This is a genomic window from Agromyces excoecariae, from assembly GCF_051715505.1.
Classification (GTDB): domain Bacteria; phylum Actinomycetota; class Actinomycetes; order Actinomycetales; family Microbacteriaceae; genus Agromyces.
The window spans coordinates 54,062-68,880 of the sequence record NZ_JBPSLA010000004.1 but is presented as its reverse complement, the minus strand read 5'-3'; the positions used below and the strand labels follow the sequence as shown (position 1 = coordinate 68,880).

Annotated in this window: 12 protein-coding genes; 6 read left to right on the top strand and 6 right to left on the bottom strand. The window is 73.4% G+C overall.

Going from position 1 to position 14,819, the window contains the following annotated elements; translation table 11 throughout:
* The 4 genes from ACSJD1_RS05070 (at position 1) to ACSJD1_RS05055 (ending at position 5,769) form a co-directional block, all read left to right on the top strand.
* Positions 1 to 678 (top strand): hypothetical protein, encoded by a 678-nt coding sequence (locus ACSJD1_RS05070; protein ID WP_438854225.1) that lies wholly within the window; start codon positions 1 to 3, stop codon positions 676 to 678.
* Between the two features lie 495 nt (positions 679 to 1,173).
* Positions 1,174 to 2,463: an ABC transporter substrate-binding protein gene (locus tag ACSJD1_RS05065; protein ID WP_438854224.1), complete on the top strand. Its 1,290-nt coding sequence runs from the start codon at positions 1,174 to 1,176 to the stop codon at positions 2,461 to 2,463.
* Positions 2,464 to 2,525: 62 nt separating this feature from the next.
* Positions 2,526 to 4,634 carry a beta-galactosidase gene (locus ACSJD1_RS05060; protein WP_438854223.1) on the top strand — a complete coding sequence of 703 codons (2,109 nt, stop codon included), beginning with the start codon at positions 2,526 to 2,528 and terminating at the stop codon, positions 4,632 to 4,634.
* Positions 4,635 to 4,668: 34 nt separating this feature from the next.
* Positions 4,669 to 5,769 (top strand): glycerate kinase, encoded by a 1,101-nt coding sequence (locus ACSJD1_RS05055; RefSeq protein ID WP_438854222.1) that lies wholly within the window; start codon positions 4,669 to 4,671, stop codon positions 5,767 to 5,769.
* A 34-nt stretch (positions 5,770 to 5,803) separates the two neighbouring features.
* Here the strand turns inward: ACSJD1_RS05055 and ACSJD1_RS05050 are convergent, their stop codons facing one another.
* The 3 genes from ACSJD1_RS05050 to xylA form a co-directional block, all read right to left on the bottom strand.
* Positions 5,804 to 6,067 (bottom strand): hypothetical protein, encoded by a 264-nt coding sequence (locus ACSJD1_RS05050; RefSeq protein ID WP_438854221.1) that lies wholly within the window; start codon positions 6,065 to 6,067, stop codon positions 5,804 to 5,806.
* A 197-nt stretch (positions 6,068 to 6,264) separates the two neighbouring features.
* A complete protein-coding gene (locus ACSJD1_RS05045; RefSeq protein WP_438854220.1) occupies positions 6,265 to 7,668 on the bottom strand; it encodes a xylulokinase in 1,404 nt (467 codons plus the stop codon).
* A 193-nt stretch (positions 7,669 to 7,861) separates the two neighbouring features.
* Positions 7,862 to 9,052 (bottom strand): xylose isomerase, encoded by a 1,191-nt coding sequence (xylA, locus tag ACSJD1_RS05040; RefSeq protein WP_438854219.1) that lies wholly within the window; start codon positions 9,050 to 9,052, stop codon positions 7,862 to 7,864.
* A gap of 180 nt (positions 9,053 to 9,232) precedes the next feature.
* Between xylA and ACSJD1_RS05035 the strand changes: the two genes are divergently transcribed.
* Positions 9,233 to 10,321 (top strand): LacI family DNA-binding transcriptional regulator, encoded by a 1,089-nt coding sequence (locus ACSJD1_RS05035; RefSeq protein WP_438854218.1) that lies wholly within the window; start codon positions 9,233 to 9,235, stop codon positions 10,319 to 10,321.
* Here ACSJD1_RS05035 and mdlC read toward each other — a convergent pair.
* The 3 genes from mdlC to ACSJD1_RS05020 form a co-directional block, all read right to left on the bottom strand.
* Positions 10,293 to 11,924, bottom strand: a complete 1,632-nt coding sequence (gene mdlC / locus ACSJD1_RS05030; protein WP_438854217.1) for a benzoylformate decarboxylase — start codon at positions 11,922 to 11,924, stop codon at positions 10,293 to 10,295. The genes ACSJD1_RS05035 and mdlC overlap by 29 nt on opposite strands.
* Before the next feature lie 116 nt (positions 11,925 to 12,040).
* Complete coding sequence (locus tag ACSJD1_RS05025) at positions 12,041 to 12,754, bottom strand: response regulator (RefSeq protein ID WP_438854216.1); 714 nt, start codon at positions 12,752 to 12,754, stop codon at positions 12,041 to 12,043.
* The gene (locus ACSJD1_RS05020; protein ID WP_438854215.1) at positions 12,751 to 13,899 is read right to left on the bottom strand and encodes a sensor histidine kinase; all 1,149 of its coding nucleotides are present in this window, start codon (positions 13,897 to 13,899) and stop codon (positions 12,751 to 12,753) included. Before ACSJD1_RS05020 ends, ACSJD1_RS05025 begins: the two co-directional genes overlap by 4 nt.
* Positions 13,900 to 14,073: 174 nt before the next feature.
* On the opposite strand from ACSJD1_RS05020, the gene ACSJD1_RS05015 reads away from it, so the two are divergent.
* Positions 14,074 to 14,772 carry a hypothetical protein gene (locus tag ACSJD1_RS05015; RefSeq protein WP_438854214.1) on the top strand — a complete coding sequence of 233 codons (699 nt, stop codon included), beginning with the start codon at positions 14,074 to 14,076 and terminating at the stop codon, positions 14,770 to 14,772.
* Positions 14,773 to 14,819: the final 47 nt, after the last annotated feature.

Sequence of the window (14,819 nt, the reverse complement as noted above, 5' to 3'; positions counted from 1 at the left end):
ATGTCACGGGCAGGCGGTCGCGCAGAACGCGACGCGCGTCGCGCCGAGCGGTCGGGCTCAGGTCCGGTCCGCTCGGGCGCGGCGCCCGCCCGTTTCCCCGGCGCGACGAGCGCGTTCGCGCTGCTCGGCGAGGTGCTCCTCGTCGGGGTGCTCGTCGCGCTCGTGTCGATCCCGCTCGTGACCCTCCCCGCGGCGCTCGCCGCCGGCGTGCGGCACCTGCGGCGGTACCTGCTCGCGGAGGGCTCCCGGCTGGGTGGGTTCTGGGCCGACCTGCGGGCCGGTCTCCTCGGCGGGATCGGCGTGGGCGGGGCATCCGCCGTGGTCGTGCTCGTGCTGCTGCTCGACATCGACCTCGCGAACAGCGGCGCGCTGCCCGGCGGGCCGGTCGTCGCGGCCGTCGGCTGGCTCGGACTCGCGGCCCTCGCCCTCGCGCTGTTCACGGCGGCAGGGCTCTGGACGCCGAACCTCGGCTGGCTGGGCGCGCTGCGCGCGGTGCCGCGCGCCGTGGCGGGCGACCCCGTCGGGGCGGCGTACCTCGTGGCCTCCGCGGGGTTCGCGGTGGTCGTGACCTGGCAGCTGTTCCCCCTCGTCGTGCCCGCGCTCGGGTGCGTGGCGCTCGCGATCGTGGCGGTGCCCGAGCGGCCGCGGCGTCGCCATCGGGACGACGTCGGCGGCTGACTCGCGCCTGCCGGAGGGGCGCCGCAGCGACGGGCGTCCGGGGCGCCACGGGCGACGCCGGTCGGACCGACGGACCCGCGCGCCGCGCGGACCCTCGTTCGACGGTGTCCGGTGGGCAGGTCGAGCTGAGTGCCTGCCGGACGGGGCGGACGCCCGGCGTCGGGCGCGCCGGGGCGGACGCCCGGCGCGCCTGTCGGGAGGAATATCGCGCCGGCGCGCGGCGTGTCGGCCTGCGCTCGGCGGCGTGTCGGGCAGAAGTTCCTCCCGAAGCGATGGGGTGGGGAGCGGGACGTGAGCAGGATGGGGAGCGGGATGGGGAGCGGGACGGGAGTGGGCCAGGGGCCGGCCCGGGTTGGGCCGGGCCGGGCAGGGCCTGGCAGGGCCGGGGCATCGGCGAGATTCCGGCCTTGACGAGTGAAACGTTGCACGCTACTCTGCGGGGAAGCGCTTTCCCAAAGCGCAGCACCTCTCACCCCCATTGCACGGAGGACGACGATGTTCACGAGGAAGAACGGCCGCCACTGGCTCACCGCCGCGGCGATCACGGGGGCTGCGGCCCTCGCCCTGACCGGTTGCGCGGGCGGCGGCGACGCCGGCGGCGAGTACGACCCCGAGGAGGAGGTGACGCTGAACTTCACCTGGTGGGGCAACGACGACCGCGCCGACCGATACGGGCAGCTCATCGAGGCGTTTGAGGCCGAACACCCCAACATCACCATCGACGGCACCTTCACCGACTTCCCGTCGTACTGGGAGAAGCGCAAGACCGAGGCGGCGGGCGGCGGCCTGCCCGACGTGTGGCAGTTCTCCGACTCCTACCTGCGCGAATACGCCGAGCCGGGACTGCTCCTCGACCTCGAGACGGTCGGCGACTACATCGACTTCGACGCGTTCGACGACGGCCTCAAGCAGACCGGCCAGCTCGAGGGCACGCAGTACTCGCTGCCGACCGGGTACAGCGCATGGGCCGTGTTCCTCAACGACAAGCTCGTCGCCGACGCGGGCGTCGAGCCCTACGAGGGCGGCACGTCATACGACGAGTACACCGAGTGGATGGCCGAGGTCACCGAGGCCACGGGCGGCGAGGTCTACGGCGGCACCGACATGACCCAGCGCATCCAGACGTTCGAGAACGTGCTGCGGGCGCAGGGCGGCAACCTGTACACCGAGGACGGCGAGCTCGGCTTCACCGAGGACGACCTCGCCGACTTCTGGAACTCTGGCGCCGAGGCGCGCGACGGCGTCGCGATCCCGCAGCAGCAGCTCGAGGAGATCTCGCCGATCTCGGGCTTCGGCTCGAACCGGACCGCGAGCGAGGCGAGCTGGAGCAACTTCCTCGGCGGCTACCTCGCCGACTCGGGCGCCGAGTCGGTGACCATGGTCGCCCCGCCCATCGACGAGGCCGGCGGCAAGGACCTCTACCGCCAGGCCGGCCTGCAGATGGCGATCTCGGCCGACACCGAGCACCCCGAAGCGGCCGCGATGTGGCTCGACTTCGTCGTGAACAGCGAGGAGGCCGGGCAGGTCTTCGGCACCACGCTCGGCTTCCCGGCATCGGAGACGAAGCTCGCGGGCACGACCCTCGAGGGCGTCGACGCGCAGGTCGCGGACTACCTCGACTCGGTCGCCGACCGCATCGGCGACGCGCCGCCCGTTCCCGTCGTCGGCTACGGCTCGCTCGAGCAGACCTTCTGGGACCTCGGCAAGTCGATCGGCCTCGGCGCGATCACCGTCGACGAGGCCGTGGACCAGTTCTTCGCCGAAGCCAAGGTGATCCTCGGCTGACGTGATCCGGCCCCGCGGGCGCCGGCTCCCACTCGGGGGTCGGCGCCCGCGGCATGATTCCCATGCGCGGCAGCGCCCCCGAGGCATCCGCCCGCCAGACACCCGACGAGGAGACCGACGTGCACTACGGCGCCGACTACAACCCCGAGCAGTGGCCGGAGGAGACCTGGCCGGAGGACGTCGCGCGCATGCGCGAGGCCGGCGTCACGATGGTCAGCCTCGGCATCTTCTCGTGGTCGCGCATCCAGCCGCGCGAGGGCGAGTTCGACTTCGGATGGCTCGACCGGGTGATCGACCTGTTGCACGCGGGCGGCATCGCCGTCGACCTCGCCACCGCGACCGCGTCGCCCCCGCCGTGGGCGACCGCAGCCTACCCCGAGATGCTGCCGCAGGACGAGGACGGCGCCACCTACTGGCCGGGCAGTCGCCAGCAGTTCGCCCCGTCGTCGCCGGTCTACCGCCGCCTCGCGGCCGAGCTCGTCACCGCGCTCGCCGAGCGGTACGCGAACCACCCCGCGGTCGTCATGTGGCATGTCAACAACGAGTACGGATGCCACCTCAACGCCGACTACTCGGATGCCGCGCGCGACGCGTTCCGCCGCTGGCTCGCCGGTCGCTACGGCGACGTGCAGGCGCTCAACCGCGCTTGGGGCACGGATTTCTGGTCGCAGCGGTACCAGGCCTTCGACGAGGTGTTCCCGCCGCGCAAGGCGCCCTACTCGCGCAACCCGGGGCAGGAGCTCGACTTCCGCCGGTTCACGAGCGACATGCTGCTCGAGTGCTACCTCATGGAGCGCGAGATCCTCCGCGCGGCGGGGGCGACCCAGCCGATCACGACGAACTTCATGGGCGCCTTCAAGCCGGCCGACTACGCCGGATGGGCCGAGCACATGGACGTCATCAGCGACGACTGCTACCCCGACCCGAACGACCCCGACTCGTTCCGCGCGGCGGCGTTCCAGCGCGACCTCGTCCGCTCGCTGAAGCCCGAGGTGCCGTGGATCCTCATGGAGCAGTCGACGAACGCCCTGAACTGGCGGCCGACGAACGCACCGAAGGCGCCGGGGCAGATGGCGGCGCTCAGCGCGCAGGCGATCGGGCGCGGTGCCGACGGCATCCTGTTCTTCCAGTGGCGGCAGTCCAGGGCGGGTGCCGAGAAGTTCCACTCCGCGATGCTCCCGCACGCGGGCACCGAGACGCGAACCTGGCGCGAGGCGGTCGCGCTGGGCGAGGCGCTGGCCGCGCTGCCCGCGCTTCCGGCCGGTGCCGAGACGGCCCGCGACGCGCGCGTCGCGCTGGTGTTCGACTGGGAGAACTGGTGGGCCGTCGAGGCGCCCGACCACCCGCAGAACGCGCTCGACTACGTCGCCGTGATCCAGCGCTGGTACCGCGCGCTGCACCGCCGCCACGTGCAGGTCGACGTCGTGCCCGCCTCGCGCGTCGGCGAGGGCTACGACGTGGCGATCGCGCCCTTGCTCTACCTGGTGCGCGAGTCGGATGCCGCCGCGCTCACCTCGTTCGTCGAGGGCGGCGGGCACCTGCTCGTCGGTCCGTTCAGCGACATCGTCGACGAGGCCGACCGCTTCCGCGACGGCGGGTTCGCGACGCAGCTCGGCCCGCTCTGCGGCATCCGCATCGAGGACTTCGGTGCGCTCGTCGCGCCGGATGCCGCCGACGGGGTGCCGGGGGAGCGGGTCGCGCCGTTCGCCGGGGCGGGGGCGGCCGCGGCGACGGATGCCACGGGCGACGGCGCGGCCGCCTCCGGTGCCGCGATCTCCGGCGTCGGGACCCTGCTCGCCGAGGAGGTCCACGTCGTCGTCGCCGACGCCCGCGTCGAGGCCGCGTTCGCCGGCGGACGCCGGAGCGGCGACCCCGCGCTGACGGCGCGCGCGGCCGGCGCAGGCACCGCGCGCTACCTCGCGACCGTGCCCGACGAGGCGGGCGTGCAGTCCGTCGTCGACCACCTGCTCGCGGCGACCGGAGTGGAGCCCGTCGTCGCGGGGCTTCCCGATCACGTCGAGGCGGCCCGCCGCGGACGGCTCGTCACCGTCGTGAACCACGGCGGCCCCGAGGCATCCGTCGACCTCGTCGGCACCGACGCCGTGAGCGGCGAGCGCGTCGAGGGGGTCGAGCTCGGCGCGTTCGACTGGGCCATGGTGCTCGTCGACTGATCGCCGTACGATGCAGCCCGACGAGGAGGTTCCCATGGCCGCACGCCGGATCGTGTTCGCGCCCGATTCGTTCAAGGGCACGGCGACCGCCGCCGAGGCCGCCGAGGCGCTCGCGCGCGGCTGGCACTCGGTCGCGCCCGACGACGAGCTCGTCGTGAAGCCCATGGCCGACGGCGGCGAGGGCACGCTCGATGCGTTCGCCGCCTCGGTGCCGGGCGCGCAGCGCGTGGCCGTCACCGTGCAGGGGCCCGACGACCGGCCGGTGGATGCCGCGTGGCTGCGCCTGCCCGACGGCGGTGCGCTCGTCGAACTCGCCCTCTCGAGCGGCATCACGCTCTGCGACCCGCTCCGCCCGCTCGACGCGCACACCGTCGGCTTCGGCCAGGCGATCGCCGCGGCGCTCGACGCCGGCGCGACCCGGGTGCTGCTCGCGATCGGCGGCAGCTGCTCGACCGACGGCGGGGCCGGCACGCTCGCCGCGCTCGGCGGCAGGTTCCTCGACGGCGACGGCCGGCCCGTTCCGAACGGCAATCGCGGGCTCGGTTCGATCGCGCGAGTCGACCTTTCGGGGCTCCGCGAGCGACCGCCGGGCGGCGCGGCGATCCTCAGCGACGTGACGAACCCGTTGTTCGGGCCGTTCGGTGCGGCCGCGATCTTCGGCCCGCAGAAGGGTGCGACGCCCGAGCTGATCGAGCCGATGGAGCGCAACCTCGGCCGCCTCGTACGCGCCATGCCCGACCGGGCGGCCTTCGCCGACGCGGCCGGCGCGGGGGCGGCGGGCGGCACCGGGTTCGGGCTGCTCGTGTGGGGTGCGCACATGGCGGGGGGATCGGCGGCGGTCGCCGATGCGATCGGGCTCACCGCGGCACTCCACGGCGCTTCGCTCGTGATCACGGGCGAGGGGCGCTTCGACGGTCAGTCCGCCGCCGGCAAGGTGCCGAGCGAGGTCGCCGCGCGGGCGGATGCCGCGGGCGTGCCCGTCGCCCTCGTGGCCGGCGCGGTCGACGCGGACACGTCGGGCTACGCGACATCCGCTTCGCTCACCGACCTCGCCGGCGGGGGAGCGGCCGCGATGGCCGACCCGCTGCGCTGGCTCGAGGCGGCGGGAGCGGAGCTCGCGCGATCACTCGGATGATCGCGCGAGCTCCCGGTCGGCCGCTGCCGGGCGCTCAGCCCTTGTGCATCCCCGGGTGCGGCTTCGGCCGCTCGTCCTCGCGCGTGTAGTCGCCGTGCTCCTCGGACGCCGGGTGGGTCTCGGGGTGCTCCGCGGTCGACGTGTAGTCGCCGACCACCGATTCGTCCTCCACGACGCCGTCGGAGCGCGTGTACTCGCCCTCGACGGTGCGCTTCCGCGGTGCTTCGCCTTCGACGTCGGTGTACTCGCCCTCGACGTCGTCGGGATCGGGTCCGCGGACCTCATCGGATTCGGACATCATCATGGTCCTCCTACCTCGTCGGCGGGGCGTCGTCAGACGGCGACGTCCACTCGCCATGCTACGCGCCGAGCCTCGACGGAGCCCAGCGCCGGCGACGGGTGTCGGTGGGGTGGACGAACGGGGGGCGGGGCGCGAGAATACGCGATCCCGCCTCGAGCGGGCGACCCCTGCGCGGTGGACCGGGCGCGGTCCCGTCAGCCCGTCGCGCGGGCCCGCGCCGCGGCGTAGCGCCGACGGATCTCCGGTCGTTCGTCGGCCGGCAACGGGTCGCCCGCCTCGATCGGCCACGTCGGCCGCTCGCCGGTCAGCACCCATGCGGCCTGCCGGGCGGCACCGTCCGCGACGTACTCCCCGGGCGTCGGCACCACGACCGGCACGTCGAAGACCTGCGTGGCCGCGAGCTGCACCGCGGGATTCTGGGCCGCGCCGCCGATGAGGAGGATGCGCTGCGCGTCGACGCCCTGGGTGCGCACCGCGTCGAGCCCGTCGGCGAGCCCGCAGAGCAGCCCCTCCACCGCGGCGCGCGCGAACGACGGACGGGTCGTGTTCGCGAGCGTGAGCCCCGAGAACGCGGCGGTCGCCTCGGGCAGGTTCGGCGTGCGCTCTCCCTCGAAGTACGGCACGAGCACGGCGCCGGATGCTCCGGGTTCGGCCTCGAGCGCCAGCCGCCCGAGTTCGGCGTGGTCGACGCCGAGCAGCCCGGCAGTGGCGTCGAGCACTCGTGCGGCGTTCAGCGTCGCGATGAGCGGCAGGAACCGGCCGGTCGCGTCGGCGAACCCCGCGACGGTGCCCGAGGTGTCGGCGACGGCGACATCCGTCACCGCGAACACCGTGCCGCTCGTGCCGATCGAGACGACGACGTCGCCGGATGCGGCGTCGAGTCCGAGCGCGGCACCGGCGTTGTCGCCGGCGCCGGGGCCGACGAGGATGCCGTCGGGCGTCCGCCCGGCCGCCTCACCGGGACCGAGCACGCGCGGCAGGATCGCATCGTGACCGAGCGCGCGCACGAGCAGTTCGCGGTCGTAGCCGCCGGTGCCCCAGTACGCGGTGCCGCTCGCATCCGATCGATCCGTCCTGAGCTCGTCGAGCACCGGTCCGAGCGGCGACTCGCCGGCCGGCCCGAAGCCGCGCAGGCGCCAGGTGAGCCAGTCGTGGGGGAGTGCCACGGCGGCGACGCGCGCCGCGTTCTCGGGTTCGGCGTCGCGCAGCCAGCGCAGCTTCGTCGCGGTGAACGAGGCCACGGGCACGACGCCCGTGCGCTCGGCGTACGCCGGCGCACCGACCTCGTCGATCAGGTCCCGAGCGGCCTGCGCCGAACGGGTGTCGTTCCAGAGCAGGGCGGGGCGGATGACGCGGCCCTCCTCGTCGAGCACGACCATGCCGTGCTGCTGGCCCGCGATCGAGATCGCCGCGACGCCCTCGAACCCGCCGGCATCGGCGAACGCCGTGAGCAGCGCGCCCCACCATGCGGCGGGGTCGACCTCGGTGCCGTCGGGGTGCGCTGCGCGGCCGGAGCGCACGAGCTTCCCGGTCGCGGCATCCCGGATCACGACCTTGCACGACTGGGTCGACGAGTCGACTCCGGCGACGAGCGTCACGGTGTCCTCCTGAGTGGTTCTGTCGGTCTGCCCCGCGGTCCGAGCGCGCGGGCTTGCGTTCACGATGAAGGAGTCCACTCCCACCCGGCGGCATGTCGGCCGCCCCGGCCGGCGTGTCGGCGGAGAAGTCCTTCATCCTGCCCGCTGGGGCGCCCGCCGGGCCCGGAGGCGCGGCGGGGGCGGGACGGATCGGTCAGCGCGCGCCGAGCAGGTGCTCGGTGGCGAGCTGCTGCAGGCGCACGAAGCCGAAGCCCTTGCCGCCGAGGTACGCCGACGGGTCGAACTCCTCGTACGCCGAGCGGTCGGCGAGGAAGTCGTCGTAGGTCTCGCCCTCGCCCAGGGTCGGCTGCGCGAGCTCGTCGACCTTCGCGGCCGCGAGCGCGTCCTGCACCTCGGGGTCGGCGCGGAAGGCCGCGGCCCGCTCCTTGAGCAGCAGGTAGGTGCGCATGTTGGCCGCGGCCGAATCCCAGACGCCGGTCTCGTCCTCGGTGCGCGAGGGCTTGTAGTCGAAGTGGCGGGGGCCATCGTACGCGGGGACGCCGCCGGGGCCGCCGTTCTCGAGCAGGTCGACCAGCGCGAACGCGTTGTGGAGGTCGCCGTGGCCGAACACGAGGTCCTGGTCGTACTTGATGCCGCGTTGGCCGTTGAGGTCGATGTGGAAGAGCTTGCCGTGGTACAGCGCCTGCGCGATGCCGGCGGCGAAGTTGAGGCCCGCCATCTGCTCGTGGCCGACCTCGGGGTTGAGGCCCACGAGCTCGGGGCGCTCGAGCGAGTCGATGAAGGCGATCGCGTGGCCCAGGGTCGGCAGCAGGATGTCGCCGCGGGGCTCGTTCGGCTTCGGCTCGATGGCGAAGCGGATGTCGTAGCCCTTGTCGGTCACGTAGTCGCCGAGCAGGTTCACGGCCTCGCGGTAGCGCTCGAGGGCCGAGCGGATGTCCTTGGCCGAGTCGTACTCGGCGCCCTCGCGGCCGCCCCACATGACGAACGTCTTCGCACCGAGCTCGGCGCCGAGGTCGAGCTGGCGGAAGACCTTGCGGAGCGCGAAGCGGCGCACCTGGCGGTCGTTGGAGGTGAACCCGCCGTCCTTGAAGACGGGCGCCGAGAAGAGGTTGGTCGTGACCATGGGCACGATGAGGCCGGTGTCGGCGAGCGCGTCCTTCAGCCGGTCGATCTGCTTGGTGCGCTCGGCGTCGGGGGAGCCGAACGCGAACAGGTCGTCGTCGTGGAAGGTGAGGCCGTAGGCGCCGAGCTCGGCGAGCTGCTCGACGACGTGCACGACGTCGAGGGCGTTGCGGGTGGGGCCGCCGAACGGGTCGGTGCCGTTGTAGCCCACGGTCCAGAGGCCGAAGGAGAACTTGTCGTCGCGGGTGGGCGCGCTGGCCATGGGTGATCCGCCTTTCAGCGTCATCGATGATTTGTTGGCACTATCAACATAACCGGATGCCGCGCCGGCGGCAACTCCGATCGACACCGACGCGTGCGTCCCAGCGCACTCGGTGACGGTGCGGTCAGTGACGTGCGCGGCTGAGTGCGGTCCGTAAGTTTCGCGACTAGAATTCGAAACATGACAACGGATGCCGCGGCCGGGCGCGTCACGCTCGCCGACATCGCCGCCGAGGCGGGCGTGTCGCTCGCGACGATCTCGAAGGTGCTGAACGGCCGGTCGGATGTCGCCGCGGCGACCCGCGCGCGCGTCGAGCAGGTGCTCGCCGAGCGCGGCTACCGTCGGCGAGGGGGCGGGCGCAGCGAGGCTCGCGCCGAGCTCATCGAGCTCGTCTTCCACGAACTCGACCCGATCTGGTCGATGGAGGTCATCGACGGAGTCGAATCGGTCGCGAAGCAGCACGGGCTCTCGGTCGTGCTGACGGTGAGCGGCACCCGCCACTCGCCCGACCCCGACTGGGTCGAGGGCGTCATGCGCCGACGCCCGGTCGGCGTCGTGCTCGTCTTCAGCGACCTGGCGCCCGAGTACCACGAGCAACTGCACTCGCGCGCGATCCCGTTCGTGATCGTCGACCCGGCGGGCGACCCCTCGCCCGACGTGCCGTCGGTGGGTTCGGCGAACTGGTCGGGCGGGCTCGCGGCGACGCGCCACCTCATCGAGCTCGGCCACCGGCGCATCGCCGCGATCACCGGTCCGGCCGACATGATGTGCTCGCTCGCGCGCATCGACGGCTACCGGTCGGCCATGAACTCGGCCGGACTCCCGATCGACGAGGAGTGGATCCGCTTCGGCGACTTCCATGTCTCCGGTGGCCGCGACCGCGCCCGTGAACTGCTCGATCGCGACGACCGCCCCACCGCGATCTTCGCCGGCAGCGACATGCAGGCGCTCGGCGTCCTCGAGGCCGCGCGCGAGCGCGGCATCCGCGTGCCGGAGGACCTCTCCGTCGTCGGCTACGACGACATCCCGCTCGCCCGCTGGCTCACGCCGAAGCTCACGACCGTCCACCAGCCGCTGCGCCGCATGGGCGAGGAGGCGGCGCGTCTCGCCATCCGCTTGGCCGAGGAGCCGCTCGAACCGGGCGAGCCGACGCCTCGCACCGACCTGGCGACGAGTCTCGTGGTGCGCGACAGCACGGCCGTCCCGGCTGCTGCGATCACGGGGACGTCGCAGCCGGGCGTCAGAGCAGCGACGGCACCGTCGGCGTGACCGGCACGACGATGACCGACGTGCCCCCGTGCTCGAGCGCGTGCGCGAGCGCCGAGCGCACCTCGTCGTCCGTGCCGGCCTCGACGCCGCGGCATCCGTAGCCCTTCGCCAGCGAGACGATGTCGAGCCCCGGGATCTCGAGGCCCGGCACGCCGGGGGTCTCCTCGAGTTCCGCGAACGACTTGAGGATGGCGTACTCGCCGTTGCGAGGCACCACGACGATCAGGTGCGCGTCGTGCTGCGCCGCCGTCCAGAGCGCTTGGATGGAGTACTGCAGCGAGCCGTCGCCCATGACGGCGAGCACCGGGCGGTTCCGACCCGTCCTGCGCTCCGCGAGCGCGATGCCCACGGAGGCCGGCAGGTTCCACCCGAGGCTGCCCGAGGCGAACGTGAAGAACGTGTCGGGCACCTCGACGGGCCATGCGGCGTGGAGCTCGGCGAGGTTCGACGGCGACTCCTCGACGAGGACGGTGTCGGGCGGGGTCGCATCCCTGAGGATGCGGAACAGCTGCAGCGGGGTGAGGGCGCCCTCGGGCGCCTCCTGCTCGGCGTCTGCGGAGACCGGGGTCGGCGCCATCCGGTGCGGCAGCATCTCGACCGTGCGCATGGGCGCCGGGCTGGCCTCGATGATCTCGGTCAGCGCCTGCATCGTCAGCACCGGGTCGCCGATCAGGCTGTCGCCGACCGGTGCCTTCGCGGTCTCCGCCGGATCGTCCGAGACATGCAGGAGCTGGAGGCCGTCGGGCAGGTACGGGCCCGCGATGTACGGGTAGTAGCGGAAGACGGGGGCGCCGATCACGATCGCGACGTCGTGGCCGGCGAGCTTCTCGGCGAGCGGGCCGATCGCGAACGGCAGGCCCCCCGCGTACAGCGGGTGGTGCTCGGGGAACGGCGCCCGCTCGGAGGCCGGTGCCGCCCAGACCGTGGCGTTCAGGCGTTCGGCGAGCGTGACGGCCTGGTCCCAGCCCTGTTCGCGGGCGATCGAGGCGCCGAGGATGAGAGCCGGATGCTCCGCCGACGACAGGCGCACCGCGAACTCCGCGATGCGCGCCGGATCGGGGGCGATCCGATGCGCCACGCGGCGGACGACCGCGGGACCGTCGGCCTCCCGATCCCAGTCGTCCAGCGGGATCGAGAGGAAGACCGGGCCCTGCGGCGGCTGCGTCGCGATCGCGTACGCGCGCATGAAGGCGGCCGGGACGTCACCGGCCCGCACCGGCTCGTAGCTCCACTTCACCCACGGCTTCGGCAGCACCGACGGCTCGATGTTCGTCAGCCACGGCTCCATGAGCAGCATGTCGCGCGTCTGGTTGCCCGCCGTCACGATGAGCGGCGTGCGGTTCATGAACGCGGTCAGGATGTTCGACATCCCGTTCGACAGGCCCGCCGACGTGTGCACGTTGACGAGCGTCGGCGCGCGTGTCGCCTGCGCGAACCCGTCGGCCGCACCGACGGCGGCGGCCTCGGCGAGCGTCTGCACGTACGTGAAGTCGGACGGGAAGTCCTTGAGGAAGGTCTCCTCGGTCGAGCCCGGATTGCCGAACACGGTGGTCAGGCCCAGGTCGCGGAACAGCTGGAACGTCGCTTCTCGTACGGTGACCACGTCGCCTCGCCCCCTCGGCATCCCCGGGTCGTCTCGGCTTCCCGGGGTCGTCTCGGCGCACACCCTGCCAGAGCGGCCCGGATGCCGCAACGGCACGAGGACCCGCGGGGCCGATCTCAGCCGGCGAGCCCCGCCTCGTACGCGATGATCACCGCGTGCACCCGGTCGCGTGCGCCGAGCTTCGCGAGCAGCCGCCCGACGTGGGTCTTCACCGTCGTCTCGGAGATGAAGAGGTCGTCGGCGATCTCGCCGTTCGTGCGACCTCGGGCGACGAGGGCGAGCACGTCGCGCTCGCGATCCGTCAGTGCGGCGACGAGATGCGATGGGGCGGATGCCGCGTCCGGCCGCGGCCGCGCGACGAACGTCTGGATCATCCGCCGGGTGACGCTCGGCGCGAGGAGGGATTCGCCCTCGTGCACGGCACGCACCCCGGCGACGAGCAGCTCGGCCTGCACGTCCTTCAGGAGGAACCCGCTGGCCCCCGCCTGCAGCGCGTCGTAGACGTACTCGTCGAGGTCGAAGGTCGTGAGCATGACGACGCGCACGCCGCTGCAGTGCTCGGCGACGATCCGGCGAGTCGCCTCGATGCCGTCCACTCGCGGCATCCGCACGTCCATGAGGACGACGTCGGGCGCGAGTGCCCGGACCGCGTCGACCGCCTGCTCGCCGTCCGCGACCTCGCCGACGACCTCCAGGTCGGGCTCGATCTCGAGGATCATGCGGAAGCCGGTGCGCACGAGCGCCTGGTCGTCGACGACGAGCACGCGGATGGCGCGGTACTCCGCGCCGCGTTCGGTCGACGCGAGCGCCCTCGGGTCGCCAGTGCTCATGCGACCTCCCACGGCAGTTCGGCCGACAACTCGCAGCCGCCGTCGTCGTGCGGCCGCACGAGGAGGGAGCCGCCGTAGAGCGCCACCCGTTCCCGCAGCCCGGCGAGCCCGCTGCCGCTGCCGCCGACGTCGGGCCCCGCGGTCGGCGCACCGGGACCGGGCCCGTCGTCGCTCACCCGCAGCCGCAGCGCCGTGTCGCCGAAGTCGACGTCGACGCGCGCGTGCGTGGCGCCCTCTGCGTGCCGGAGCGCGTTCGTGAGGCCCTCCTGCACGAGCCGGTAGGCGGTCACGTCGAGTGCCACGGGCAGGTCGCGCGTCTCGCCGGTGACGGATACCGAGACCGGCAGCCCGGCCGCCGTGACCCGCTCGGCGAGACGATCGAGGTCGCCGAGACCCGGTGCGGGCTCGCGCCCCGCGGCTTCGTCGGTGCGGAGCACGCCCACGAGACGGCGCATCTCGGTGAGCGCCTCGCGCCCCACGGACTCGACGGACTCGAGGGCTGATCGCTCGACCTCCTGCGCTGCGGCCAGGCGACGGCGGACCGCGGCGGCCTGGACGATCATGACCGACAGGCTGTGCCCGACGACGTCGTGGAGTTCGCGCGCGATGCGGTTGCGCTCCTCCGCGATCGCGCGCGACTCGCGCTGCGCGAGCGCCGCGCGCCGCTGTTCGCGTGCCTGCAGCGTCGCGCGCACGAGCGCCCCCACGAGCCAGGCGATCACCCAGGGGGCGAGCCACACGATCGTGTCCATCCGGTCCGCGAAGGTCGCGTTCAGCGGGTCGAACCACGACCAGCCGGCCCAGAGCACCGCGCCCAGCGCGACCCCGAGCAGTGACCGCGGCATGGTCTCGAGCCGACCGACGGTGTAGATCGCCACGAGGGGCGTGATCAGCACCGCGGTGCCCTCGGGCGCGCCGAAGACCGCGAACTCGACCAGGTACACGCCGGTCACGCCGGCGAGCACCCCGAGCGGATGCCGCCGTCGGAACAGGAGCAGGGCGGCGGCCGCGCCGAACGCGAGCGAGCGAGCCCATTCGGGGCCGACCGCGTTCGTCGTGCCCAGTCCGGCCCAGACGTCGAGCTGCGCGATCACGAACACGACCGCGACGACCGCGATGTCGATGGCCCGTGTGTTCGCCCGCACGTGGGGATGCTACGCCCGGCAGCGCGCCGAGGGCATCCTCCCGTGGGAGGACGCGGCGGTTCGTCCCACGGTCCACCCGTTCCGTCCGCCGGCACGACGCCGCGGCATCCGCTCGCCCCTACCGTCGGCGGCGACCGCACCGCATTGCACCAGCACCGAAGGAGAAGAACGACCATGAGCGACCGCATCGCGACCACCGCACCCGAGACGACGCCCGCGGCGCGCCGCACCGCCGAACCGCGCGTCTCGGCGAGCCGCGCCCGACTGATCGCGGCCATCGCGTGGACGATGGCCGCGTTCGGCACGGTCGCCGGCCAACTGCACGCCCTGAGCCGCGTCGCGGCGCACCCCGAGGACCTCGAGTCGCCGATCGTCGCCGCCTGGGCGCCGCCCGCGATGGACGCCCTTCGACCGCTGCTCGACTGGGGCGATCCGACGCTCGTCTACTGGACCTACGGCAAGATCTGGCTGCCGGTCGGCCTCGCCTTCCTCGCCGCGTCCGTGCTGGCCTACCGGGCCCGCGGTCCGGTCGGGGCCGAGCGGGCGCTCTGGCGTGTGCAGCTCGGCGCCTATGGCCTGCTCGTCCTCGCGCTCGCCGGAGATTACTGGACGCCGTGGACCGACGCGTTCTTCCTCGTCGGCCTCGCCGCATTCGCGGTGATCGGCCTCGGCGGCATCCCGCTCGGCATCGTGCTGCTGCGGCGCGGGTTCCGTCCGCGCACGACCGCCTGGCTGCTGATCGCGATGCTGCCGTTCTTCTTCCTGATCACCCAGGTCACGTCGATGGGCAGCGCCATGCTCCCGCTCATGTGGGGGTGGGCGATCGCCGCGGAGTCGGTCGCGCGTCGCGCGGCCGCGGCATCCGTCGGCTGATGCACGGGCGGGGCGCCCGGGATCGATCCGGGCGCCCTGTTCGCAGG

What these genes read in the sequence shown, in the direction of transcription:
- ACSJD1_RS05065 (WP_438854224.1), top strand. Translation starts at nt 1,174, where the DNA reads ATGTTCACGAGGAAGAACGGCCGCCACTGGCTCACCGCCGCGGCGATC.
- ACSJD1_RS05035 (WP_438854218.1), top strand. Translation starts at nt 9,233, where the DNA reads ATGACAACGGATGCCGCGGCCGGGCGCGTCACGCTCGCCGACATCGCC.
- xylA (WP_438854219.1), bottom strand. Translation starts at nt 9,052, where the DNA reads ATGGCCAGCGCGCCCACCCGCGACGACAAGTTCTCCTTCGGCCTCTGG.
- ACSJD1_RS05070 (WP_438854225.1), top strand. Translation starts at nt 1, where the DNA reads ATGTCACGGGCAGGCGGTCGCGCAGAACGCGACGCGCGTCGCGCCGAG.
- ACSJD1_RS05055 (WP_438854222.1), top strand. Translation starts at nt 4,669, where the DNA reads ATGGCCGCACGCCGGATCGTGTTCGCGCCCGATTCGTTCAAGGGCACG.
- ACSJD1_RS05015 (WP_438854214.1), top strand. Translation starts at nt 14,074, where the DNA reads ATGAGCGACCGCATCGCGACCACCGCACCCGAGACGACGCCCGCGGCG.
- ACSJD1_RS05060 (WP_438854223.1), top strand. Translation starts at nt 2,526, where the DNA reads ATGCGCGGCAGCGCCCCCGAGGCATCCGCCCGCCAGACACCCGACGAG.
- ACSJD1_RS05050 (WP_438854221.1), bottom strand. Translation starts at nt 6,067, where the DNA reads ATGTCCGAATCCGATGAGGTCCGCGGACCCGATCCCGACGACGTCGAG.
- ACSJD1_RS05025 (WP_438854216.1), bottom strand. Translation starts at nt 12,754, where the DNA reads ATGAGCACTGGCGACCCGAGGGCGCTCGCGTCGACCGAACGCGGCGCG.